Below are 25,360 nucleotides of genomic sequence, written 5' to 3'. Positions count from 1 at the left end.
CTTGACCTCCTTCAGGTTTTTCATGTGTGCCTTTCTGGCGATAACGGTTGTCTCGTGCGCAGGGGTATCTGTCCGTGAATCCCTTGTTATGCCCTATGAGGACAGGATCCAGCTTGCCTCTATCTACATTCAGGGAGGACAACAGGATCAGGCCATTCCCCTCCTGGAGGATGCGATTACCCAGGAGGAAGGACGGCCCGAGGCCTGTGCCATGCTGGGTGAGCTTTTCTGGTTGAAAGGTGACCTGAAGAAATCATCGATTTATTTCGAGAAGGCCCTGGAAACAGGAGGGGAAGATCCCATGATCCTCAATAACCTGGCCTGGATCGAATTCGAGAAGGATAATCCAGACAGAGCGCTGGCTCTTGTGGACAGGGCCATCGCTATGGATCCTGCCCCTTTGTACCCTTACCTTGAGACAAGGACCAGAACCCTTATGAAACTTCACCGTTACGACGAGGCTGCCGTGGATGCGCGTGCCGCTTTTTCCCTCACGCCAGAATATGACACACGGATGAAAGAGCAGTTGGGGGAGCTGATAAGTGAGATAGAAAGGCTCAAGGATGGATTGGAAGATAATACATATTGATTGTTGAGGAATTGTACTATGTTTAGGAATCCATCGGTGAACAATAAACTGTGAACCGTGAACAGGAGAGGCAGTGATCAGCTAATAGCAAACCGTGAATGGAATACTGCCTTACCCTTCACTCTTCACTTTTCACTATTCACTTATGCTTCAGTAGCTAAATACTTTATCCTGAATCCTCAATACGGGATCCCCTAATGGAAAAAGAACTCAGAACCTACATTGAAAGCCTGACATCGGTGGGGCTTGATCGATTCATCGGATCGAGGGGGCACAGGAAGGCATTTGGAATGATAAAGGGCCTTCTCAGAACCTGGGGCCTCCATGTCCATGTCCAGCCTTTTACGGTCAATATAACTGTACCTGTGAAGTGGTTGCTGCAGATCGATTTCGGTAAGGGATATGAGAAGGTCCAGTGCCTGCCCGGAATCGGATCTCCATCCGTAAAAAGTCTCGTGGCCGACATTCTGCCTGTGGGTCATGCCAGGGATGAGGATTACGCCTCCCTGGACGGTACCGATGGGCGCACTCACCTTGCCCAGCTCTGGAAGAACCACGAAACGGTAAAGATCTCCGAAGCTGCCATGCGCGGGGCGTCTTCACTCATATGGTATAACGACTACATTGATGAACTATATTCTGGTGCCTGTGATTACTCCCTGTCTCCCATTCCGGGGGTATCGATCCGCAAGTCTGATGCCCAGAGGGTTCTGGAGGCTGGGGGGGGAAGGACCCGCCTTTCCATCCGTTCACGGAACCGGAACATTCGCTGCCGCAACATTGAGGCAGGTCGGGAAGTATCTGACAGTCATTACATACTTCTCGCCTCCCATTACGACAGCAGGCCCCATACGCCGGGTGCCAGCGACGATGCTTCGGGTGTTGCGTCCATGCTGGCGTACATTCAAAACGGTTATGATGCAGATGCAGGACTTCCGGTTCGCTATCTCTTTGCCGATTGTGAAGAGGAAGGGTGTATCGGGGCCGAGACTTATGCAGACCAGCTCTACCGGACTAATCAGCTGCGGGAGGTGGCGGCTATGGTTAACCTGGACGCGGTGGGATGGCCCAACCTCTGCCTCATCGCAAGGGATAGAGGTGCGGTGATGGACGAAGAGCTGACTCGCCTGGCTGCCGGAGTCCTGGACGAGATGGGCCACAAAGTGGAAAAGGTTCGTTCCAAAAGCGGAAAAAGCAACCACACCCCCTTTGCCTCCAGAGGCGTTCGAACAGTGTGGTATTCTGATTATCCGAACTACATTAGACATTCGGCCATGGACAACGCGTTCAATATAGATTATCCAACCATGGCCCTGGTTACCGAGTCTCTGCGCCGGCTTTTCGGCCGAATAGAGTAGGTTGAATAATCTTTTTACGAGGTTATCAATTTTGAGTGGTTTTTTTACCCCCCATCTTCAAAGGTTCATGCTCAGGATACTTTTCGGGGCCGGTGCTTTCCTGTGGATCGAGTTAGGGAAGCCTTCTCCCGATCCCACCAATCTCCACTTTCTGATTATTGGCTTCCTGCTCTACGCTACTACCATTTTCGTTTGGGAGCAGAATTGGCAGAGCCTTCCCAGGGAGAGCCCGGTCTTCGTGATCGGGGATATGCTTTTTGTGGGCTTACTCATTGCTCTTTCCGGAGGTGCCCAGAGCGAGATGCATCTCCTCCTGTTTTTTATGGTGGCCTTGAGGGCGCCTTATCACTCCTGGACACAAACTTTCATGATCGCCGGCGTTGCGACCCTGGTAGACATCGCTGCTGTTGGGCAGACTTTCAGGGAAGCGCACTGGTTCGACTTTGTGGTCCGTATCCTTCTTCTCTGGTTCCTTGCCATCACACTCAGGGTCATCGGGCTTCGCTCCGTTACCGAAAAACAGCGTTCCGAGAGACTGTCGCGTGAACTGTCCTCCACCCATGATGAGGTCAGAAGGTATACGGCTGCCCTGGAAAAAGCCAATGCCGAGAAGGAGATGCGTCTGGCGGAGATCAACCTCCTCCACCGTTTCCTCATAGAGGTCCGCGGAATTGATGAATACGATCCTGTGTATGAAAAGGTTTTCGACAGCGTCCACTCTGTTTGCGAACCGGCATGGCTTTTCCTTCTGCACAGGCGCTCCCCTGACCGGTCGGAGCTAATAACCAAAACCTTCGGAGAACCACCGAAACATGTTACCAATTGGGTCCTGGAGCAGGGAATTGATCCCGGCTGTGAAAGTGACGGGGCCAGGACCTCCAAGCGGCTACCACAACAAGGCGATGTAGAGTCCAGACATTTCGTCCGGTGTCACGAGAATCAATCCTCGGTTACCCTGGTACTGGCCTTTCCGGTAAAGGAGGCTGTTCTTCTGGAGGAGCAGGTGGAGATCCTCTCGGCACTCATGGATTCGGTTGAGATGGAACTGGAACTCCTTCGGTTGCGCCGGGATCTTGGCAGGAGCAACCTGGGTCTGTCTGAGAGTAACCGGCACCTGATGCGGCTTCACGAACTCCAGCATGAACTAAGTAAAACATTCCTCGCAAGTGGGGATATCTCCGGGGTCATACAGGGCGCTCACGAGATCATGGCCAAGGATATGTTCGAACTTGATCGGCTGAACCTGTTCCTCCCGGATGAAGAGCGGGGAATGCTCCAGTGTTTTACCTCTGTGGGTATTGAGGATTATCCACAGGAGGATATCCAGGTTCCCATAGATGAGAGGGGAGGAGCCATATCCATGGCTTTCAGGGAGGGCAGAACTATTTTTTTCGACGGCAGGGGATCGGTTCCCAAGGAACTTCGATTGGCTTCCCCCTACAGCAAGATTGCGGCTATCCGTTCCACGATCTTCGTTGTTGTGCCGCTTATCAACCATCTGGGACAGGTGATCGGTGTTATCGGTGCGGACAGGAAGCACACTCATCGTCCAATACCCCCCGAGACAGTGACCATGCTGGAGTTCTTTGCCCGGCATGTTGCCATGGTTCTATCCATCAGTGGATCCCTTCATGGCAGGGACGCTTGACAGAAATTCCTGTTGGCATCACTCTGAAAAGAGTGGCTAACAGGAATTCCCGATATATGGAAAAGGCAGAATCCAGAATCCAGAACAAGATCAAAAGCAAATTGAACGCAGAGTTCGCGAAGGGCGCAGAGGAAGACGTTTTTAATTTTGAATTCTGAATATGGATTGAAAAACCCATGACTATCACTTTTGAACCCAACGAAACTTTCGACCGCATCTTCCTCCTCAAGGGGATCGACGAGAGGCGGACCAAAGCGGGCAAACCCTACCTCACAGTGATACTCGGGACCTCCGAGGGAACCTGGGACGGCCGCGTCTGGGATATGGAGATGAGCTCCCTTCCCGGGTTTCTGGAAGGGGACCCGGTCCAGGTGAAAGGATCGGCCCAGCGCTATCAGGAGAAGATCCAGCTTATCGTTGAAGAGATCTCCAAAGTGGCCCAACCGGTTGATCCGAGGAGTATTTATCCTTCCACCAGCGCCTCCGAGAAACAGCTGCGGGAGGACTTCAATCACTTTGTTGAAGGAATAGAAGAACCGGCGCTCAAGACACTAATGGAGGCCATGCTTCAGGACAGGAAAATCTCGGACGCGTTCTTTACCTGTCCAGCCGCCATTTCCATGCATCACGCACGTATCGGAGGGCTGGCCGAGCACAGTTTAAACGTCTGCAGGCTGGCCCACGCGGCTGTTGCCGTGGCACCCTGGCTCCACCGGGGTCTCCTCACGGCAGGAGCGCTCCTTCACGACATAGGAAAGGTCCTGGAGTACGAGGTTGCGGGAGATTTTCGCTACACCCTCGAGGGAAAGTTCCAGGGGCACATCGTTAAGGGGCACTCCGTGGTGGAAAAGTGGATCAGCCGAATCCCGGATTTCCCGGAGCGCCTTGCTTTGGATGTTCTTCACATACTCCTTTCCCACCACGGCCAACTGGAGTTCGGCTCCCCAAAAACACCGGTTACCGCCGAGGCCCTGGTAGTCCACTTTGCCGACGACCTGGACGCTAAGCTGGACATGGTGAAGTCGGCTGGAGAGGAACCGGGTACAGAAGAGGCTTTTGTGAGAGGACTGAGACGATCGTTTCTTTACAGAAACGATCGTCCGGACACGGAGACCCGGAGACCCGGAGACACGGAGAACGGTGGGGAAGAGCAAGAACAGGGCGCAGGGCGCAGGGCGCAGGGCGAAGAAGACCAGGACACGGGGACTCGGGGACGCGGAGACACGGGGAAGTCAGATGGGCAGGAGGAGCTGTTTTGAGCGCGGCAATCGCGATAGCCCAAGGTTCCAAGCCCAAGGTCCAAAGAGTTACTTGTGCCTGTTTGGCACTAAACAGCCTTACTTTGGTCTTTGGACTTTGGTCTTTGGACTGCCGGTGGTCCTGGAGCATGGACTCATGCTAGGTCGTGTTTACACCATCGTTCCCGCGGGGGGGTCGGCCATCCGTATGGGCCTGGGTTACAGCAAGGCATACGTGGACGTCGCAGGCAAACCTCTCATCGCGATGACCATCGAGTCTCTGTTGGCAAGTCCTTTTATCGATCGGCTGACAGTGGCTGTGCGGCCCAACGAGGTGGCGTTAGCTGGCGGCGAGATAGTGGAAAAGCTGGGTCTTGCTGACAAGGTTAAAGTCATCGCCGGGGGTGAAAAACGACAACAGACAGCTGACATTCTTGTGGCCGCCGCGCCTCCGGAGAGAGACCTTGTCCTTATCCACGACGGGGCGCGGCCCCTGGTCAGCGCAAAACTGATCCACGAGGTTCTGGAAGCCGCAGCAAAGTGGGGCGCCGCTATTGCGGCCATCCCCATCACGGATACGCTCAAGGAGTCCATTGACGGTGGTGAAACCGTTTCAGGAACGGTGGACCGGACGAGGCTCTACCGCGCCCAGACCCCCCAGGCTTTTCATCGGGATCTTATCGTTTCTGCCCACCGCAGGGCCCGCAAGGAGAGGTGGGAGGTCACCGACGATGCCTCCCTTATCGAGCAGATGGGACACGAAGTGCGCATAGTCCCCGGTGAGGAGAGAAATATTAAAATTACCACCTTGGATGATCTTGAACTTGTCAGGGGGATCATCCAGATTCAAGGCTCGACGCCTTGACTATGGAGTGTAGAGTGCAGTGTGTAGAGTGTAGAGAAAACGGTAAGGGAGTGCGGTAGTTATGGAAATAGTCGGTTTTTCGGCAGGTGAGATGAGTGGTTTTGCTTTTGCCCCGATACCCCGTTACCCCGATACGCCGATACCAGTCTATTCCCACACCGTGGGAACTGATGGGAGAGAACTATGATTGACCAACTACGTGTGGGAATAGGCTATGACTCGCACCGCCTGGTCGAGGGCCGAAAACTCATCCTCGGCGGAGTGGACATCCCTGCGGAGAGAGGTCTTCTTGGATACTCCGACGCGGACGTTTTGCTTCATGCCCTCATGGATGCCCTGCTTGGGGCAGCGGCGTTAGGGGACATCGGCCAGCACTTTCCCAATACGGATGAAGCCTACAAAGACGCCGACAGTCTCGAACTGCTCAAGGAGGTCCTTATCATTTTGGGATCAGACGGCTATGAACCAGTGAACGCGGACATTACCGTGATAGCCGAACAGCCGAAGATCGCCCCCCACATCGGTCAGATGATCGTGAACATCGAGGCCGCAGGGATGCCGGAAGGGTCGGTCAACATTAAGGCTACTACTGGTGAGGGGATGGGGTTTGTTGGACGCGGGGAGGGGATGGCGGCGCATGCAGTTGCTATGATAAAGAGGGTTTAATGCGGCCGTCCATAGCACGCCACCTGTCCCGCCGATGGCGGGATTATCGGGGTTCGGCGGTCTCGATCCCGCCACAGGCGGGACCTCCGGTTACCTCACCCCTCTGGCCTTGCATCTGACGCACTCTGAACGGCCTTAAGGGAGCGGGACCATCGAATGCGACTAAGTCGAGGAAGTTTCACTGTGATGTGTCGGAGTGTCGGTGGAAGGACAAAATCTTGTATTCCACAGCCAGGTATCCAGAGGCACTAACAAAAATATGGAAAGAAAGAGCCAGATTATTATGAATTTGTTAGTGAAAAATTTTTTCATACTTCTTTTTGTTATATTTCTTTTCGTCGCATTGGGGCAGTGGAATCATTCAAGATTTCAGCAAAAGGCCTATGACCAGGGGAAAGAACTGATTCTGCTCGATTTAACCGTAAAGGGTGAAAAAACAGGAGAATTCCTCGAACCTCCCGATCTTTCCATCGATCCCATTAATTTTGTCATTCTAACTGAGGGTGGCACTGAATATCGTTATGAAGTAAGCCTTCTGAACCCGTTGTTGGTACAGTTATCGGCATTGAACCTGATCATCTCTCCAAAGGTACAGATCGTAGAAGTCGATAAATCGCAGCCGTGAATGGTAAATTCTGACTGCCTTTTCTGATATTTGGCACCTGGATTTTCGTGTTATTATTTTTTCTGCTGGCTCCTGGATTCTGGCTCCTGACTCCTGAGGTAGAACAATGACCCTGCGCGTTTACAATACCCTTTCCGGTAAAAAGGAAGAGTTCAAACCAATCAGCCCACCCAAGGTGGGCATGTACGCTTGCGGCGTCACCGTCTACGACTACTGCCATATAGGGCATGCGCGGGCGTCTGTGGCCTTCGACGTCATTGCACGTTACTTGCGGTTTGCAGGCTACGATGTCACTTACGTGCGCAACTACACCGACATTGACGACAAGATCATCAACCGCAGCAACGAACAGGGCGTTCACTGGAAGGAACTGGCCGAGACCTTCATCAAAGCTCACGATACCGACATGGGTGCTCTGGGGGTGCAGAGGGCCGACGTGGAGCCCAGGGCCACTGATTATATGGCCCAGATAATAGCCATCGTGAAGGTTCTTGTGGACAAAGGGTTTGCTTATGAGGTGGAAGGTGATGTCTACTTCGAAGTTGAAAAGTTCCATGGGTATGGAAAACTTTCAAAACGGAATCTGGATGATCTGCAGGCCGGGGCTCGCATCGACGTGGACGAGAGGAAGGTCAACCCCCTGGATTTCGCGCTGTGGAAGAGTTCCAAGCCGGGTGAACCCGAATGGGACAGCCCCTGGGGCAAAGGGCGGCCGGGATGGCACATTGAATGTTCGGCTATGTCTGCGGAGATCCTCGGCCAACCTCTGGACATCCACGGCGGGGGCAAAGACCTCATCTTTCCCCACCATGAAAACGAGATCGCCCAGTCCGAGGCGGCGGGAGGTAGAGAGTTCGTCCGCTATTGGATGCACAACGGCTTCGTAAATATCGACAGCGAGAAGATGTCCAAGTCCCTGGGTAACTTTTTCACCATCCGGGAGGTGCTGGAAAAGTTTGATCCTGATGTTGTACGGTTTTTTCTTCTTTCAACCCATTATCGAAGTCCCTTGGACTTCTCGGATGATGCTCTTGATAAAGCTCGAATAGGATTAAATAAGTTTGCCAACCTGTTTGTGCGAATGGCGCGCATCGGTCAAGAAAACCGCGAAACAAATGACGATGAAAAGGAAGTTCTGGATTCCTTTGCGAATGATATTGAACCCTCATTTGTCAAGTCGATGAATGACGATTTCAACACAGCGGGGGCAATTGGTCATCTGTTTAAAGCGATTCCTCTGGTTAACGCAATGCTGAACAAAGCTGATGAAGAATCGCAAGTGGGCGTATCTAAAGAAGCGTTCGAAACAATTGATGCCTTTTTTAGAAAAGTAGGTTCAATACTGGGATTGTTTGAGGATGGTATTGATTGGGGGCATAAGTTTCTTGGTATTCAAGATGTCACGGTTCAATTAGGTGTGCCACACGCTAAAGGGACAGTTCTTTCAGTAGAAACTTCTTTTTCAGGGACAGCGAGCATGAAGACTGAAGGTTATGTCATCCCAAGAGAAGTTAATGAACTTATTGCAGAACGGGAAAAGGCGCGTGAAGAAAAAAATTATGCACTATCTGATGAATTAAGAGACAAAATTGCTGAATTGGGATTCACAGTACAGGACACTCCGCAAGGTGCGATAGCAGTGCTCATAAAAAAATAGCTATTCGTGCGATTTTGACTTTGAGGTGAGGGAGAGTGGGTCAGATGCAAGGCCGTCACGCCGTTGGCGTGATCGAGGATTGCCGACGACCGAGAACGCAGCAGATGGTCTGCTATCGCTCACCGCATTATCCAACTCAACCTCCCAGGCCATGGCCCTGGAGCGAGTCGAGGCGAGAAACAACAAGGATTGGTCCAAGGCGGACGAGTTGAGAGACGCGATAGCTGAACTGGGGTATACTGTACAGGATACACCTCAGGGTCCGGTTCTCATTCCAGTAAAAGATATCTGAGGAGTATCTTGATGGGTATGGGTGTATGGGAGTACGGGAGTAAGGGGAAACTGCGAACTTCTTACCCATTACCCCCGAACCCCCATACTCTTTACCAGATACTGGACATTAAATATGAATGAATTCAATGAAGTCCAGTATCTCTCCGGCATCCAGCCCGTACTGGAGGCTTTGCGGCACCGCCGCCGCCCCCTCTACCGCCTCTTCGTCTCCAGACAGAAAGATTCTGAGGAACTGGTCCGGCGAGCGGAAGATGCCGGTATTAAGGTCCAGACAGCAACTACAGAGAAGGTCGGACAACTGGCGGGGACCACAAAGCACCAGGGTGTCGTCCTGGAGTGCGGTGCTCTACCCATATTCCCCCTTGAAGAACTTTTGAAATACGAACCGACGGACGGAAGGGATTTGCTCGTTCTCCTCGCAGGAGTGGAGGATCCGAGGAACCTTGGTGCCGTGGCAAGGACCTGTTCCTTTCTGGGTGTAAGAGCACTTGTGCTGCCATCCAGGGGCACGGCTCCCTTAAGCACAACGGCCTCTCGTTCTTCAGCGGGAGCACTGGAAAGCCTGCCTGTAGCAGTTGTGAAATCCGCGCCCGTTGGCTGCGATCTGTTATCCGAGGCTGGATACGAGGTTGTGGGAGTGGAGCTGCGAGGTGAAGCGCTCTCGGCGATCAGTGATGTTTTTGGAAAAATCGCCCTGGTTCTGGGAAGCGAGGACAGGGCCCTCCCGCCAAGGGTCCGGGCGGCCTGCTCGAAGATCGTCACTATCGAAGGAGAGGGTCCAACGGGATCTCTGAACCTGTCGGTGGCAGCGGGGATAGCGATTTACCACGTGATCAGGCATTGGAAAAGATACTGATCACGTTATGAGGACCCAGTATCTGGTATCCGGGAGCCAGGAGGTCTGGAAAACGTTTTGGATGGTAGTTTTTTTAGTTTTTTTACTGGCTACTGGATTCTGGTACCGGGCGGATGTTCCGGTCAATTTCCCTCTTGACAAACAATCGCTGAGCCTCTAAATAAGCGTGTTATCCTTTATGCGCAGAACCTGGTTGAAACTGCCTCGAATTTTGATGGACTTTTAAAAGTCCATCAAGCAGGATGTGCGCGATGCAAGCATCCTGGGGTAGTCAAGCTGACGGCGTGACCGCCTCGTAAAATGAGTCGAAGTAACCTTTTACGAGGTTAATAAAATAGATTGCTGGCGTAGCTCAATTGGTAGAGCAGCGCATTTGTAATGCGCAGGTTGCGGGTTCAAGTCCCTTCGCCAGCTCCACTGTGGGTCAAGACAGGGATAGGACTGAAAAAATGTATCCGGGGAGTTGCCCGAGTGGCTAAAGGGGGCGGGCTGTAAACCCGCTGGCGATGCCTACGGTGGTTCAAATCCATCACTCCCCACCATGCGATTTTACGGGTCATATGCCCGTCTTTAATATACAGAAGTGACCAGATTCTTGATAAAGTGTCCCTTCCAGGACCGTTCAAGGGCGGGTTAAATCCGTTTTGAATCCGGGAGCCGGGACGTGATGGATCGGGCGGGAATAGCTCAGATGGCTAGAGCGTCAGCCTTCCAAGCTGAGGGTCGCGGGTTCGAATCCCGTTTCCCGCTCCAATTGACAACGAGCCCACGTAGCTCAGTGGTGGAGCACTTCCTTGGTAAGGAAGAGGCCGCCGGTTCAATCCCGGCCGTGGGCTCCATAATAGACGAAATGCAGGGGCCTCCCGGGTCAGGATAAACGGATTCGGGAGCGCGAAGGCGCCCGATTCAGCTCTAAGGAGGAGACAATGTCCAAGGCGAAGTTTGAGAGGACGAAGCCGCACGTAAACGTGGGCACGATCGGTCACGTTGATCACGGCAAAACGACGCTTACAGCAGCAATTACGAAGTGTCTGGCAAACGCTGGTGGAGCGACATTCGTTCCGTTTGACGAGATCGACAAGGCGCCCGAGGAGCGTGAGCGAGGCATTACGATCGCGACGGCCCACGTGGAGTACGAGACGGCAAACCGTCACTACGCCCATGTTGACTGTCCTGGTCACGCTGACTATGTGAAGAACATGATCACAGGAGCGGCGCAGATGGACGGCGCGATCCTTGTGGTGAGTGCAGCAGACGGTCCGATGCCCCAGACACGTGAGCACATCCTGCTTGCCCGTCAGGTAGGTGTTCCGTACATCGTTGTGTACATGAACAAGACAGACATGGTTGACGATCCTGAGCTTCTGGAGTTGGTTGAGCTTGAGGTTCGCGAGCTGTTGTCGATGTACGAGTTCCCTGGTGACGACATTCCGATCATTATGGGAAGCGCGCTCAAGGCGTTGGAGCACGGCTGTGGTGATGCTGCATGTGCTGATTGCGGTTCGATATATGCGCTTATGGATGCTGTAGACAGCTACATCCCTGAGCCGGAGCGAGTGATCGACAAGCCGTTTTTGATGCCGGTTGAGGACGTATTTTCGATCTCGGGTCGCGGAACGGTGGCGACGGGTCGTGTTGACCGTGGGATCATCAAGGTTGGCAGTGACGTGGAGATCGTTGGTATTCGTGATACGCAGAAGACCGTTGTGACGGGTGTAGAGATGTTCCGCAAGCTTCTTGACCAGGGTCAGGCAGGCGACAACGTAGGTCTTTTGCTTCGTGGCATCAAGCGTGACGAGATCGAGCGTGGTCAGGTGGTGTGTATTCCTGGCAGCATAAAGCCTCACACGAAGTTCAAGGGCGAGGTGTACATTCTGGCGAAGGAGGAAGGCGGTCGTCACACGCCGTTTTTCGACGGATATCGCCCCCAGTTTTATTTCCGTACGACGGACGTGACGGGTATAGCGACCCTACCTTCGGACGTGAAAATGGTGATGCCCGGTGACAATGTATCCATCGAGGTTGAGCTGATCACCCCCATCGCCATGGAGAAGGAACTTCGCTTCGCCATCCGCGAGGGCGGCCGCACCGTGGGCGCCGGGGTTGTCAGCGAGATCATCGAGTAGAATCGGGTCCGATCTGACCGTTTGAGACCCGGAGCGGGGAAAGTGCGAGATGCGTGTGATTATTACGCTTGAATGCACCGAGTGCAAACAGCGCAACTATTCAACGACCAAAAACAAGAAGAATACCACCGAGAGGTTGGAGATAAAAAAATTCTGCCGTTTCTGTGGTGGCCACAGGCCCCACAAGGAAACGAAGTAGATTTGCTCTGTCGCTTAAAGGGGAAGGCCAGTAGCTCTAACGGTTAGAGCACCGGTCTCCAAAACCGGGTGATGGGGGTTCGAATCCCTCCTGGCCTGCCATTGACCCTTCTGGCGAGGGAAGGGCTTATAATGCTGTTATTGATTGGGGATACCTGCCCATGCTGAAAAGAACACGCATTTTTTTCACCGATGTCCGAGTTGAGCTGAAAAAAGTTTCGTGGCCCTCACGACAGGACACCATGTCTTCTACGGGTGTTGTGCTGGTTGTCGTTTTCATTATTTCATTCTATCTCGGGATAATTGATATCCTCCTGAGTAGAATGGTCACATCGCTCTTCGGATAGCTGGCCATGACTGAGCAAAACATTATGAACTGGTTTGTCGTTCACACCCATACAGGCTTTGAAGCCCGGGTGCGGGATTCTATCTTCCAGAAGTTCCGGGAAAAAGGGCGGGAGGAAGAGATTGGTGATGTCATGATCCCTTCCGAGGAGGTCGTAGAACTAAAAAAAGGCAAGAAAAAGATCTCCTCCAGAAAATTTTTCCCGGGCTACATCATGGTGCAGATGGTTCTCAACGATGAGAACTGGCATCTGGTCAGCGGCCTCCCCAAGGTCACGGGATTCGTCGGTGGGGCCAACCCGGCACCGCTGTCGCCCAATGAGGTTAATAAGATCCAACAGCAGGTGGTGGAGGGAGCCGAACGGCCCACACCCAAGGTGGTCTTCTCCGTTGCCGAAAGTGTGAGAGTCGTAGATGGACCTTTCACGAACTTCAACGGTATCGTTAAAGAGGTCAATGAGGAGAAGGGCAAACTCAAGGTACTGGTCACCATTTTCGGTCGAGCCACTTCGGTGGAGCTTGAGTTCCTGCAGGTGGAGAAGAATTAGCGGACAGACCGGGTGTTTGTCCCTACCCTAGAATCCCGCCCGTGTGGGATCAACGGGTGATCATGTAATAGTTTTGCACGAAGGAAGGAAACGCAGATGGCAAAGAAGGTTATAGGTCTTATAAAGCTTCAAATTCCGGCCGGGCAGGCCAACCCGTCACCTCCTGTTGGGCCTGCTCTGGGTCAGCATGGTGTCAACATAATGGAGTTCTGCAAGGCGTTCAATGCCCAGACTCAGGATCAGAGCGGAATGATCATCCCTGTGGTTATAACGGTTTACGCCGATCGTTCCTTCAGTTTTATAACCAAGACGCCTCCCGCGGCCGTCCTGCTTAGAATGGCGGCGGGGATCGAAAAAGGCTCTGGAGAGCCTAATAAACTCAAGGTGGGAAAGGTCACAAAAGCCCAGGTCGAGGAGATCGCCCGTACCAAGATGCCGGACCTTAATGCTTACAGCATCGAGGAGGCCATGAAAATGGTCACAGGTACGGCCCGGAGTATGGGTATTGTCGTCGAAAGCTAGTGCCTTAAACGTCAAATATCTAGTGTCCGGATTCTAGTTTCTAGTGGAGTGTTAATTATGAAAGCAGGTAAGAGATACTCGGCAGCAGCCGAGAAGGTGGATCCCTTAAAGGCCTACGATTTTGAGACGGCCATTGGGATTCTCAAGGAAGCATCTACCGCCAAGTTCGACGAGACGGTTGAGTGTGCTGTCCGATTGGGTGTTGATCCCCGCAAGAGCGACCAGATGGTTCGAGGAGCCACCCTTCTTCCTAACGGTCTCGGTAAGGTCGAGAGAGTCATCGCCTTCGCCAAGGGCGAAAAGGATAAGGAAGCCAGGGACGCCGGGGCCGACCACGTCGGTGGCGACGAACTGGCCGAAAAGATCCAGGGCGGATGGCTCGAGTTCGACAGGGTCGTGGCAACACCGGACATGATGGGGACCGTTGGGAAGCTGGGCAAGATTCTCGGACCCCGTGGAATGATGCCGAACCCCAAACTGGGAACCGTGACCTTTGAGCTGACCAAGGCCATCGAAGAGATCAAGGCAGGAAAAGCGGTGTTCAAGACCGAGAAGAACGGCATTGTCCATTCCGCCATCGGGAAGGCCAGCTTTACTACTGAGCAGCTTTCAGAGAACCTGACTGCTTTTCTGGACTCACTGCTCAAACTTAAACCGACTGCCAGCAAGGGACGCTATTTCAGGTCCATTACGCTCTCGTCCACTATGGGGCCGGGAGTTAAAGTCGATCCTGTTTGGGCCGTTAATGCCCTTAGATAGTTTGGATGGCCTGAAATAACAGTCCATTCATTCGTAGAAACTTACCAGGATTATCGAAGTTCAGCATCGATGCTCGGGTGGCTCCCTCTCAGGAGTGAGCGGTCGGATCGGGTAGAGCGTTTTGCTCTGCCCATTGCCCGTTGACGACATTGTTCAATACTGGCCACACCGGAAGATCAGTGACAGCCGGGTCAGCCGTCGCTCAAAAGAAGAATCTGAGCTATGGCCGATTAAATGCTCTGTGTGAGCGCCCTGCCGAGATGCGGTGTGAGTCTAATGCCTTTCAAGGGACAACCCTGGAAGACTGCGGACCACTTCTAGTCTCATCCTGTCATATGTCTGGCCGGCGTACTGAACGTCACGTCAGAAAACACAAAGAAAGGAGGAGACGAATTGGGACGAGCTGATAGAGATAAACAGGTCCAGGAGCTTCACGAACTGTTCTCCGCGTTCGAAATGGCTGTGCTCGCAGACTATCGCGGGCTTACTGTGGAAGAACTATCCAATCTGAGAACGAAGCTCCGTGATGTTGAGGCTCGCTTTAGGGTGGTCAAGAACACATTGTCCATCCGTGCGGCCGATGGGACCCCTCTCGAAGCCGTGAAGGAATATTTCACGGGTCCTGTTGCGATCCTTTATACAGCAGGAGATCCGGTCGGGCCTGCCAAGGCTCTGATGGATTTCATCAAGAGCAACGACAAGCTTGAGGTCAAGGTAGGCGTTTTGTCCGGCGAGGCAATAAGTGCAGCAGAGATCAAACTGCTGGCGGCTATGCCGAGCAAGGATGTCATGATCGCCATGGCTCTGGCCTCCATGAGTGCCCCGGCAACCAACTTTGTCCGGACGTTGTCCGAAATACCTTCCAGTTTCGTCAGAGTTCTAGGTTCCATACAACGCCAGAAGGAAGCCGCCTAGGCCCCTTCAGAATTTTTGAATGAATTAAAATTCGTATCAGGAGGAAAATACGATGGCAGATATCAAGAAGGAAGATGTAGTACAGTTTATTGAGAACATGACCGTTCTCGAGATGGCTGATTTTGTCAAAGAGCTTGAAGAGAAGTTCGGTGTATCGGCAGCCGCTCCGGTGGCCATGGTCGCTGGTCCAGCTGCTGCTGCCGGCGTTGCGGAGGAGGAGAAGACTGAGTTTGATGTGGTTCTCTCCGATATCGGTTCCGAGAAAATCAAGGTTATCAAGGTTGTACGCGCTCTTACCGGTCTTGGCCTCAAGGAGGCTAAGGACCTGGTTGACAGTGCGCCCGGCAATGTCAAGGAAGGCATTTCCAGGGACGAGGCCGAAGATGCCAAAAAACAGCTTGAAGAGGTTGGCGCCAAGATTGAGATCAAGTAATCCGGCGTTTAGTTTGTTGTAAAGGGAGGAGAGCCTTCTGAAGGCCTCCTCCAATACTTGCTTTTACCAGTCTAATAGACTTTTTGCCGCATTCACGTGAGGTGAGACGATGGCACAAGCCCCAAGATCCCACATACCGCTGCGCAGAGATTTTTCCCGATTACCTTCCATCATCGGTATGCCCAATCTGATCGAGGTCCAGAAAGAGTCCTACGAGAAGTTCCTGCAGATGAAAATTGAACCCGGGCAGCGGGAAGAGACTGGTCTCCATGCTGTCTTCAAGGGTATTTTCCCTATTGAGGATTACTCCAGGACAACTCTTCTCGATTACGTCAAGTATGACATCCTGGAATCCAAGTTTGATGTTCAGGAATGTCAGGACAGGGGCATGACCTATGCTGCCCCGCTCAACGTCACGATACGTCTGATTCACCTTGAGGTTGACGAGGAGACGAAGACCAAAAAGGTGCGTGAAGTCAAGGAACAGGACGTTTATCTGGGAGAGATCCCTCTGATGACGACCAACGGGACTTTCATCATCAACGGGACCGAGCGGGTCATCGTCAGTCAGCTTCACCGGAGTCCGGGTGTCTTCTACGAACTTGACAAAAGCAAATCCATGATCGGAGGACGCCCCCTGTATTCGGCCCGTGTCATCCCTTATCGTGGATCATGGCTGGATTTCGAATATGACGCAAAGAGCCTCATTAATGTGCGCATAGACAGGCGACGCAAGATTCCGGCGACAATCCTGCTCAAGGCCCTCGGTTACAACCCCGAGCAAATTATCCGGCTGTTCTACCTTATTGATCGGGTCCGGTTGGACGGCGGCAAAGGCTTCAAGACCTACCAGCTAAAAACCATCGAAATGCAGAACGTTTCCCTGGATATTGCCGATCCTGCAACGGGAGATGTCCTCGTGCGGGAGGGCCGAAAAGTCTTCGCCTCCTCCGCCAGAAAAATCGAAGCCGCGGGGATCACAGAATTTGAGATCGACCTCCACTCTGATCTTATAGGGCGATACCTGGCCACCCCTGTCGTTAACACCGCCTCAGGTGAGATCATCGGGGATTGCAACGAGGAGATCACGGAGGAGATGCTTGAGCAGATCACGGCCGCCGGTGTAGAGGAACTGGAAATCATCTTCATCGACAACAACCGCTATGAGAGTTCCCTCAGGGACACCCTGGCGACGGACAAGGTTCTCAATGAAGAGGACGCTCTCCTGGAGATCTACAGGAAATTACGCCCCGGAGATCCCCCGACTCTGGAAACGGCCAAAGCTCACTTTGACAGACTGTTCTTCTCGGATGATCGTTATGATCTTTCCCGCGTTGGACGCTTGAAGATCAATATCAAGCTTGCCGAGGAGCTCAAGGAGATCTTCGGTGGCGAGGTACCACCTCTGGAGGCCCGCGTTCTCATGAGAGAGGACATTGTGGCCATCATGAAATACCTGGTGAAGCTTAGAAGCGGCACCCAGGAGGCCCTTGCAGACGATATCGACCATCTGGGGAACCGTCGTGTGAGAAGCGTCGGCGAACTTCTCGAGAATCAGTTCAGGATAGGGCTGGTCCGTATGGAGCGAGCCATCAAGGAGCGCATGAGCATCCAGGAAATGGAAACGGTCATGCCCCACGATCTCATCAACGCCAAGCCGGTCTCAGCTGTGGTGAAAGAGTTTTTCGGTTCCAGCCAGCTTTCCCAGTTCATGGACCAGACCAACCCTCTTTCCGAAGTTACACACAAGAGGCGCCTTTCGGCTCTCGGCCCGGGCGGTCTTACCAGGGAGAGGGCCGGCTTTGAAGTCAGGGACGTGCACCCAACTCACTACGGCAGGATTTGCCCTATTGAGACCCCGGAAGGTCCAAATATCGGCCTTATCTCTTCCCTGAGCACCTACGCCCAGATCAACGAGTTCGGGTTTATCGAGACGCCGTATCGCCAGGTTGATAATGCCCATGTCACCAGCGATATCATCTACCTTTCGGCGCTGGAGGAGGACAAGTATTCCATCGCTCAGGCGAATGCTCCACTAGATGCTAAAAACAGATTAGAGGACGATTTCGTAGCCGCAAGAAAGGGTGGAGAACCCACCATGGTCCCCAGGGAAGAGATTCATCTCATGGATGTTTCCCCCAGACAGCTGGTGTCCGTAGCGGCCTCCCTGATCCCCTTCCTCGAGAACGATGATGCCAACCGTGCTCTCATGGGATCCAATATGCAGCGTCAGGCTGTGCCGCTCCTCACCACGACCTCTCCACTGGTGGGCACCGGCATGGAGGCTGTGTCGGCAAGAGATTCCGGAGCTGTAGATATCGCCAAGCGAAGCGGCTGGGTGGAAAGCGTTGATGCCGGACGCATCGTTATCCAGGTCGATGAGGACGAGGAAGAAAAAGAGGGTGTGGAGGGGTCATCCAATGTGGACATCTTCCACTTGACCAAGTTCATGCGTTCAAACCAGAACACCTGCATCAACCAGGTGCCCATTGTAAAACCCGGTCAGCACGTTCAGGCCGGAGAGGTCATCGCCGACGGCCCCGCCACCCAAAATGGGGAACTGGCCCTCGGCAAAAACATCCTCGTGGCGTTCATGCCATGGAACGGATACAACTTTGAAGACTCCATCCTCGTGAGCGAGAGGCTCGTCCAGGAGGACGTGTTCACTTCCATACACATCGAGGAGTTTGAGGTGATGGCCCGGGACACTAAACTGGGCAAGGAAGAGATCACAAGAGATATCCCCAACGTGGGAGAAGAGGCGCTCAAGGACCTGGATGAATCGGGGATCGTACGTATCGGTGCCGAAGTGAATCCCGGGGATATCCTGGTTGGGAAAGTTACTCCGAAAGGGGAGACCCAGCTTACACCCGAGGAGAAACTTCTCCGGGCTATCTTCGGAGAAAAGGCCGGAGATGTTCGCGATACCTCTCTCCGGGTTCCTCCGGGCGTCGAAGGCGTTGTCATCGACGTGAAAGTTTTCTCCAGGAGGGGCATGGAAAAGGACACACGTGCCCAGACAATCGAAGATGATCAGGTCGCCCGTTACATCAAGGACAGGGACGACGAGATCAGGATCGTACGCAACAGCATGTACGAGAAAATTCGTTCTACCATCCTGGGAAGGAAACTTGCCGCGGACCTGAAAGGCCCGGATGGCAGTTTCCTCGGGAAAAAAGAGGGCAAGGTAACGACCAGGATCCTGGACGATTTTCCCAAGGTCAAATGGTTCGATATCCCTCTTTCCGATTCGAAGGCCTTAGAGCGCATGATGATCCTGCGCCGGCGATCAGAGAACCAGGAAGAGATGATCCGGCGGCTCTTTGACGGCAAGATCGAGAAACTGCGGAAGGGTGATGAACTTCCTCCAGGCGTCATCAAGATGGTGAAGGTTTATCTGGCTATCAAACGTCAGCTTTCCGTTGGCGACAAAATGGCCGGTAGACACGGGAACAAGGGTGTTTTGTCCAAGATCGTTCCCGTGGAGGACATGCCCTATATGGAGGACGGTACCCCCGTCGATATGGTATTAAATCCCCTGGGTGTGCCCAGCCGCATGAACGTAGGGCAGATTCTCGAGACAATGCTGGGATGGGCTGCCAAAGGTGTTGGTGAAAAGGTCGCAAAGATGCTGGACAGCGGCGCCACCATTGCGAAACTCAGGACCATCCTCAGGGAGGTCTACGGAGCGGACAAAAACACTGAAGCCGGCAAGAGACTCAAATTGGCTCTCGACGAAATGGATGACGATGATATACGGACCCTGGCCATGGAACTCAATGACGGCCTTCTCGTTGCCTCTCCCGTTTTCGACGGGGCCAATGAGGAAGAAGTTCGAGATCTACTGGCCATTGCCGACCTTCCCTTAAGGGGGCAGACCAGACTTTTCGACGGCAAGAGCGGCGATCCTTTTCACCGTACTGTGACAGTCGGATATATCTACATGATGAAGCTTCACCACCTGGTCGACGACAAGATCCACGCCCGTTCCATCGGACCCTATTCCCTGGTGACACAGCAGCCCCTGGGCGGTAAGGCCCAGTTTGGCGGACAGCGTTTTGGTGAGATGGAGGTCTGGGCCCTGGAAGGCTACGGGGCTGCCCACACTCTCCAGGAGATGCTCACCGTCAAATCGGATGATGTTGCTGGCAGGACAAAGATGTACGAAGCCATCGTTAAGGGTCACAATTCCATGGAGGCGGGTCTGCCTGAATCCTTCAACGTTTTGATCAAAGAGCTTCAAAGCTTTTGCCTGGATGTGGAACTCCTCGAGGAGGAGAAGAAAGCCTGATCGGTTTCCGATCAGGCAATACGTAAGTACCAAATGCTGAATTCTTAGGGTTGACAGCTTATAGACTGATAGCTGACAGCTTATAACTGGAGGTAATAATGGCTTTGACCGACTTTTACAGTGAGTACTTCGACCGGCCGAAGTATCCCACAAACTTCAACGCCATCAGACTCAAGCTGGCGTCACCGGAGAAGATCCGGGCCTGGTCCTATGGCGAAGTCAAGAAGCCCGAGACGATCAATTATCGGACCTTCAAACCGGAGCGGGACGGCCTCTTTTGCGCAAAGATATTCGGTCCCACCAAGGATTACGAATGCAACTGCGGAAAGTACAAGAGGATGAAACACCGCGGCATCGTTTGTGAGAAGTGTGGTGTCGAGGTGATCCAGTCCAAAGTCCGCAGGGAGAGGCTGGGGCATATCGAGCTCGCATCCCCCGTAGCTCACATCTGGTTTATGAAGGGGATTCCTAGCCGAATCGGTCTCATGCTTGACATGTCCCTCAGGGAGTTGGAGAGGGTCCTGTATTTTGAAGAGTATATTGTGCTCGATCCCGGCCCCGAAGAAACCGGTCTGAAGGAGAACGAACTGCTCTCGGAGGATCGCTACCGGGAACTGCGGGAGCAGTTTGGTGACAGTTTCATCGCCGGTATGGGAGCTGAATCGGTCAAAGAGCTTTTGCTGAGATTGGACCTTGACCTCCTTGCCGTGGACCTCAGGGCCGAGATGCTCGACACAAACTCCGAGGCCCGACGCAAGAAGGTGGTCAAAAGACTCAAAACGGTGGAGTCGTTCAGAGGATCCGGGAACAAGCCTGAGTGGATGATCCTCGATGTTATTCCCGTGCTTCCTCCGGAGCTGCGTCCCCTGGTACCACTGGACGGAGGCCGTTTCGCAACCTCGGACCTCAACGACCTGTACCGAAGAGTCATCAACAGAAATAATCGCCTCAAGAGGCTTATGGAACTCCGGGCTCCCGAGATCATTGTACGTAACGAAAAAAGGATGCTCCAGGAAGCTGTGGATGCCCTGTTTGACAACGGCAGGCGAGGGCGTCCCATCGTAGGTTCCAACAAACGGCCCCTCAAATCTCTCTCGGACAGCCTGAAGGGTAAGCAGGGGCGGTTCAGGCAGAATCTGCTGGGCAAGCGCGTTGACTATTCCGGAAGGAGTGTCATCGTCATTGGTCCCGAACTCAAACTTCATCAATGCGGCATTCCCAAGAAGATGGCGTTGGAACTATTCAAGCCGTTCATTTACCACAAGCTCGAGCTGTATGAGCATGTTACGACGATAAAAAGCGCCAAAAAAATGGTTGAGAAGGAGAGACCTGAGGTCTGGGATGTCCTGGACGAAGTGATCCAGGATCATCCTATAATGCTCAACCGGGCGCCTACGCTGCACCGACTCGGTATCCAGGCTTTCGAGCCGGTCCTTATCGAGGGTAAGGCCATTCAGCTTCACCCCCTTGTCTGTGCTGCATTCAACGCAGACTTCGACGGTGACCAGATGGCGGTCCACGTGCCTCTTTCCCTTGAGGCCCAGATGGAGGCCAGGACACTCATGCTGGCTACCAACAACGTTCTGTCCCCGGCTGACGGCCGGCCCATAGTGGTTCCGACCCAGGATATTGTACTGGGGGTCTACTGGATGACCAAAGCAAGGCCAAAATCCAAGGGCGAGGGGATGATTTTTTCCAGTTTTGATTCAGTGCGGATGGCCTATGACAGGGATGTCGTCGACCTTCAGGCAAATATCAAAGTGCGTCGCGATGGTAAAATGACCGACACTACAGTGGGTCGGGTCCTGCTCTACGATATTGTTCCGGAAGAAATTCCATTTTCAATGGTCAACCGGCTTTTTCGAAAGAAGGAATTGGGAGAAATTGTCACCAACTCCTTTATGTGGGCGGGTAACGAAAAAACTATCCATCTGCTGGATAACCTCAAGGCCCTCGGGTTCACCTATGCCACCAAGTCCGGTCTTTCTATCTGCATTGAAGATATGCACATTCCACCCAGGAAGGCTGAACTTCTGGATCGCGCTGAATTGGAAGTCACTGAGGTTCAAACGCAATACACCGAAGGTCTCATAACCGATGGCGAGCGTTACAACAAAGTCGTTGATATTTGGGCCCAGGTAACCGAAGAGGTGGCCAATGAGGTTATAAGCGCTCTCGAAGAGGAGGGTGTGGGAGGACAAGGTACCTTCAACTCCATCTACATGATGGCCGATTCCGGGGCAAGGGGTTCCGCTCAGCAGATCCGGCAGTTGGCCGGGATGCGTGGTCTCATGGCCAAACCATCGGGTGAGATCATCGAAACTCCTATCCGTGCCAACTTCAGGGAGGGCCTGAAGGTCCTCGAATACTTCATCTCAACCCACGGTGCCCGTAAGGGACTCGCTGACACGGCCCTTAAAACTGCCAACTCCGGGTACCTCACGCGAAGGCTCGTTGATGTGGCCCAGGAATGCATCGTCTCTATGGATGACTGTGAAACACTCGACGGGATCATCGTCACATCCCTCGTCGAGGGCGGTGAAGTGATCCAGCCCCTCGAGGAGCGGATCCTCGGCAGAATGGCCCTGGATGATATCAGGGACCCTGAAACCAATGAGGTGATCGTCCAGGCCTCCGAAGAGATTGACGAGAAAGCGGTTGAGGAGATCGAAAAGCGTGGTCTCGGGTTCGAGGGCGTGCCTATCAGGTCAGCTCTTACCTGCCGGGCCAGGCGCGGTGTTTGCGCCAAGTGTTACGGACGTGACCTGGCACGCGGACAGCTCGTGGTAATGGGTGAGGCAGTCGGTATCATTGCCGCGCAGTCCATCGGAGAACCGGGAACGCAGCTTACCATGAGAACATTCCATATCGGCGGAACCGCCAGCCGGCATGTGGAGCAGACCTCACTTGAAGCTCCTATCGACGGGGAACTTCGCTTTATCAACCTTAATATCCTTGAAAACAGGATGGGCGACCAGGTTGCGATGAACCGTAATGGTGAGGTTGCCATCGTCGATGAAAACGGTCGAGAAAAGAAGAAATACCCGGTCATTTATGGGGCCAGGTTCAAGGTTGGGGACGGAGGTAAGGTGACAAAAGGGATGCTTCTTGCTGAATGGGATCCCTTCAGCACTCCAATTCTCACAGAGGTGGGCGGCAAGATCAAATTCGGTGACATCCGTGAGGGCGTGACCATGAAGGAACAGGTTGACGAGGTCACCGGTATTGCTTCCAAGGTGATCACCGAATACCAGGGTACCGATTACAAGCCCAGGGTTTCTGTCAAGGACGCGGAAGGTAAAACTCTCAAGGTGCCTGGTTCCAAATCTACTGCACGGTACTTCATGCCTTCCAACGCCATTGTCATGGTCAACGAAAACGATGATATTCAGCCCGGTGATATTATTGCCAAGATACCCATCGAGACTACCAAAACAAAAGATATCACGGGCGGTCTGCCCAGAGTTGCAGAGTTGTTTGAGGCCCGGGTACCCAAGGAACAGGCCACTATCAGTGAGATCGACGGTGTGGTCTTTTTCGGGCGAGATGTGAAGGGTAAAAGGCGGATCGAAGTGCGCCCGGATGTGGGGGAACCACGTGAATACCTTATCCCCAGAGGAAAACATATAAGCGTTCATGAGGGTGACCGTGTTCGTGCTGGTGAACCGCTCATGGACGGCTCACCCAATCCTCACGATATCCTTCACGTCCTGGGTGAGAAGGAACTCCAGAAATACCTCGTAAATGAGGTTCAGGAGGTTTACCTTCTGCAGGGTGTCAAGATCAACGACAAACATATCGAGGTGATCATCCGCCAGATGCTCAGCAAGGTCCGGATTGAAGAGGTGGGTGACACACGCTTCATGGTGGGTGAGCAGCTTGACCGCCCGGATTTTGCAACGGAGAACGAGCGCGTTATGAATGATGGCGGTAGAGCGGCCACAGGAAAACCGATCCTGCAGGGGATCACCAAGGCTGCGCTGAATACGGAGAGCTACTTTTCGGCGGCCTCTTTCCAGGAGACAACCAGGGTGCTCACAGAGGCCAGTATCTCCGGAAAGATCGATCACCTTCGCGGGCTCAAGGAAAACATCATCGTGGGCCGCCTTATCCCGGCTGGTACCGGTCTTAAACGTTATCAGGATGCGGGAGCAATGCCATCCGAGATCACAGATGAGGTAAAGCAGGTCATTAAGGAGAAAGAGGGAGCGTAGGGCACCACGATATTTTATTAAAAACAGCGGGTTCCCGAAAGGTGGCCCGCTGTTTTATTATTGTTTAAGTGTTAACTGTTAAAGGCCTTGACAAACATATCTATCGCCGATAAAGTCATCGAGTTTTCCCTAGAGCGGATATCTACCTTGTGTGAGGATAGATCCGTAAATAATTACCGGTTCATTTCAAAGAGTTACAAGTTTTACGAACCGGAGGATAGGGAGCTGGAACGGTCCTGATGAGGTGGGACCGTGCCGCTAAAGGCTTCTTTTGCCCTTAAGGGGCATTTCGTGCGGGGCTGACCCTGAAACCTTGGGTCGAAACGAGGAGTAGAAAATGCCGACATTGAACCAGTTGGTGAGAAAAAGCCGGAAGAAGATAGTTAAAAAATCAAAAACACCGGCCATGCAGGGGTGCCCACAAAAACGGGGCGTCTGCACGCGGGTTTATACGACGACCCCCAAGAAACCGAACTCAGCGCTCCGGAAAGTTGCACGCGTGAGGCTGACGAACGGTATCGAAGTTACCTCCTATATCCCCGGTGTGGGACACAACCTGCAGGAGCACTCGGTCGTTCTTATTCGCGGTGGCAGGGTCAAGGATTTGCCCGGAGTCCGCTACCACATTGTTCGCGGGACGTTGGATACAGCTGGTGTGGCCGACAGGCGACAGAGTCGGTCGAAATACGGGGCCAAAAGGCCCAAGTAAAACCGGAGGAGAGAAATGGCTCGCAGACGGAGCGCACAAAAAAGGGAGATTCTCCCTGATCCGAAATATCATGACAAGCTGGTCACCAAGTTCATTAATAACATGATGCAAGATGGCAAGAAGAGTCTTTCAGAGAGAATCTTCTACAGCTCTATGGACCTCATGCAGGCCAAAGAGAGCGAAGATGCTATTGCACTTTTCAAAAAGGCGGTCGAGAACACCAAGCCGATGCTGGAGGTAAAATCCAGGCGGGTCGGCGGGGCGACGTATCAGGTCCCCGTGGAAGTGAGAGCAGACAGGAAGCAGGCTCTCAGTATCCGGTGGCTGCTGGCAAGTGCAAAAGGGCGGACCGAAAGGACCATGCAGGAAAGACTGGCAAATGAGCTTATCGACGCTGCCAACAAAAGGGGCGCCGCTATCAAGAAGAAGGAAGATGTCCACCGTATGGCTGAGGCGAACAAGGCCTTTGCCCATTACAGGTGGTAGAGGAGGCGGCAGACGCGT

Annotated in this window: 22 protein-coding genes and 5 tRNA genes; all 27 read left to right on the top strand. The window is 53.2% G+C overall.

Annotated elements, in window-relative coordinates; all coding sequences use genetic code 11:
- Position 1 precedes the first annotated feature (1 nt).
- The 27 genes from P1S59_00845 (at position 2) to rpsG (ending at position 25,342) form a co-directional block, all read left to right on the top strand.
- A complete protein-coding gene (locus P1S59_00845) occupies positions 2-589 on the top strand; it encodes a tetratricopeptide repeat protein (protein MDF1524807.1) in 588 nt (195 codons plus the stop codon).
- Between the two features lie 197 nt (positions 590-786).
- Positions 787-1,947, top strand: a complete 1,161-nt coding sequence (locus P1S59_00840; GenBank protein MDF1524806.1) for a M28 family peptidase — start codon at positions 787-789, stop codon at positions 1,945-1,947.
- Between the two features lie 31 nt (positions 1,948-1,978).
- Positions 1,979-3,595 (top strand): GAF domain-containing protein, encoded by a 1,617-nt coding sequence (locus P1S59_00835; protein MDF1524805.1) that lies wholly within the window; start codon positions 1,979-1,981, stop codon positions 3,593-3,595.
- A 176-nt stretch (positions 3,596-3,771) separates the two neighbouring features.
- On the top strand, positions 3,772-4,854 hold the full coding sequence (locus tag P1S59_00830) for an HD domain-containing protein (protein ID MDF1524804.1): 1,083 nt from the start codon (positions 3,772-3,774) through the stop codon (positions 4,852-4,854).
- Positions 4,855-4,990: 136 nt separating this feature from the next.
- Positions 4,991-5,698, top strand: a complete 708-nt coding sequence (ispD, locus tag P1S59_00825; protein ID MDF1524803.1) for a 2-C-methyl-D-erythritol 4-phosphate cytidylyltransferase — start codon at positions 4,991-4,993, stop codon at positions 5,696-5,698.
- A 183-nt stretch (positions 5,699-5,881) separates the two neighbouring features.
- Positions 5,882-6,364: a 2-C-methyl-D-erythritol 2,4-cyclodiphosphate synthase gene (gene ispF / locus P1S59_00820; GenBank protein ID MDF1524802.1), complete on the top strand. Its 483-nt coding sequence runs from the start codon at positions 5,882-5,884 to the stop codon at positions 6,362-6,364.
- A gap of 259 nt (positions 6,365-6,623) precedes the next feature.
- Positions 6,624-6,989, top strand: a complete 366-nt coding sequence (locus P1S59_00815) for a hypothetical protein (protein MDF1524801.1) — start codon at positions 6,624-6,626, stop codon at positions 6,987-6,989.
- Between the two features lie 106 nt (positions 6,990-7,095).
- Complete coding sequence (cysS, locus tag P1S59_00810) at positions 7,096-8,646, top strand: cysteine--tRNA ligase (GenBank protein MDF1524800.1); 1,551 nt, start codon at positions 7,096-7,098, stop codon at positions 8,644-8,646.
- A 79-nt stretch (positions 8,647-8,725) separates the two neighbouring features.
- A complete protein-coding gene (locus P1S59_00805; GenBank protein MDF1524799.1) occupies positions 8,726-8,938 on the top strand; it encodes a hypothetical protein in 213 nt (70 codons plus the stop codon).
- Between the two features lie 114 nt (positions 8,939-9,052).
- The gene (locus tag P1S59_00800; GenBank protein ID MDF1524798.1) at positions 9,053-9,796 is read left to right on the top strand and encodes an RNA methyltransferase; all 744 of its coding nucleotides are present in this window, start codon (positions 9,053-9,055) and stop codon (positions 9,794-9,796) included.
- A 341-nt stretch (positions 9,797-10,137) separates the two neighbouring features.
- Positions 10,138-10,213, top strand: a tRNA-Thr gene (locus P1S59_00795).
- Positions 10,214-10,253: 40 nt separating this feature from the next.
- Positions 10,254-10,338 (top strand) — tRNA-Tyr (locus P1S59_00790).
- Positions 10,339-10,472: 134 nt separating this feature from the next.
- A tRNA-Gly gene (locus tag P1S59_00785) sits at positions 10,473-10,549 on the top strand.
- A gap of 11 nt (positions 10,550-10,560) precedes the next feature.
- Positions 10,561-10,635: transfer RNA gene (locus P1S59_00780), tRNA-Thr, on the top strand.
- 87 nt (positions 10,636-10,722) lie between these two features.
- Positions 10,723-11,922 carry an elongation factor Tu gene (tuf, locus tag P1S59_00775; GenBank protein ID MDF1524797.1) on the top strand — a complete coding sequence of 400 codons (1,200 nt, stop codon included), beginning with the start codon at positions 10,723-10,725 and terminating at the stop codon, positions 11,920-11,922.
- A 49-nt stretch (positions 11,923-11,971) separates the two neighbouring features.
- A complete protein-coding gene (rpmG, locus tag P1S59_00770; protein ID MDF1524796.1) occupies positions 11,972-12,121 on the top strand; it encodes a 50S ribosomal protein L33 in 150 nt (49 codons plus the stop codon).
- A 24-nt stretch (positions 12,122-12,145) separates the two neighbouring features.
- Positions 12,146-12,222: transfer RNA gene (locus tag P1S59_00765), tRNA-Trp, on the top strand.
- A 59-nt stretch (positions 12,223-12,281) separates the two neighbouring features.
- A complete protein-coding gene (secE, locus tag P1S59_00760; protein MDF1524795.1) occupies positions 12,282-12,467 on the top strand; it encodes a preprotein translocase subunit SecE in 186 nt (61 codons plus the stop codon).
- A gap of 6 nt (positions 12,468-12,473) precedes the next feature.
- Positions 12,474-13,013, top strand: a complete 540-nt coding sequence (nusG, locus tag P1S59_00755) for a transcription termination/antitermination protein NusG (GenBank protein MDF1524794.1) — start codon at positions 12,474-12,476, stop codon at positions 13,011-13,013.
- A 96-nt stretch (positions 13,014-13,109) separates the two neighbouring features.
- The gene (rplK, locus tag P1S59_00750) at positions 13,110-13,535 is read left to right on the top strand and encodes a 50S ribosomal protein L11 (GenBank protein MDF1524793.1); all 426 of its coding nucleotides are present in this window, start codon (positions 13,110-13,112) and stop codon (positions 13,533-13,535) included.
- A 54-nt stretch (positions 13,536-13,589) separates the two neighbouring features.
- Positions 13,590-14,294 (top strand): 50S ribosomal protein L1, encoded by a 705-nt coding sequence (gene rplA / locus P1S59_00745; protein ID MDF1524792.1) that lies wholly within the window; start codon positions 13,590-13,592, stop codon positions 14,292-14,294.
- A 393-nt stretch (positions 14,295-14,687) separates the two neighbouring features.
- Positions 14,688-15,209, top strand: coding sequence for a 50S ribosomal protein L10 (gene rplJ / locus P1S59_00740; GenBank protein MDF1524791.1), 522 nt, complete (start codon positions 14,688-14,690; stop codon positions 15,207-15,209).
- A gap of 52 nt (positions 15,210-15,261) precedes the next feature.
- A complete protein-coding gene (gene rplL, locus P1S59_00735; protein ID MDF1524790.1) occupies positions 15,262-15,642 on the top strand; it encodes a 50S ribosomal protein L7/L12 in 381 nt (126 codons plus the stop codon).
- A 109-nt stretch (positions 15,643-15,751) separates the two neighbouring features.
- Positions 15,752-19,933 carry a DNA-directed RNA polymerase subunit beta gene (rpoB, locus tag P1S59_00730; protein MDF1524789.1) on the top strand — a complete coding sequence of 1,394 codons (4,182 nt, stop codon included), beginning with the start codon at positions 15,752-15,754 and terminating at the stop codon, positions 19,931-19,933.
- 104 nt (positions 19,934-20,037) lie between these two features.
- Positions 20,038-24,147 (top strand): DNA-directed RNA polymerase subunit beta', encoded by a 4,110-nt coding sequence (gene rpoC / locus P1S59_00725; GenBank protein ID MDF1524788.1) that lies wholly within the window; start codon positions 20,038-20,040, stop codon positions 24,145-24,147.
- Between the two features lie 337 nt (positions 24,148-24,484).
- On the top strand, positions 24,485-24,856 hold the full coding sequence (gene rpsL, locus P1S59_00720) for a 30S ribosomal protein S12 (GenBank protein ID MDF1524787.1): 372 nt from the start codon (positions 24,485-24,487) through the stop codon (positions 24,854-24,856).
- Between the two features lie 15 nt (positions 24,857-24,871).
- Positions 24,872-25,342: a 30S ribosomal protein S7 gene (gene rpsG, locus P1S59_00715; GenBank protein MDF1524786.1), complete on the top strand. Its 471-nt coding sequence runs from the start codon at positions 24,872-24,874 to the stop codon at positions 25,340-25,342.
- Positions 25,343-25,360: the final 18 nt, after the last annotated feature.

Source organism: bacterium (assembly GCA_029210965.1).
GTDB lineage: Bacteria > BMS3Abin14 > BMS3Abin14 > BMS3Abin14 > BMS3Abin14 > JALHUC01.
This window is presented reverse-complemented; position numbering and strand designations above follow the sequence as displayed.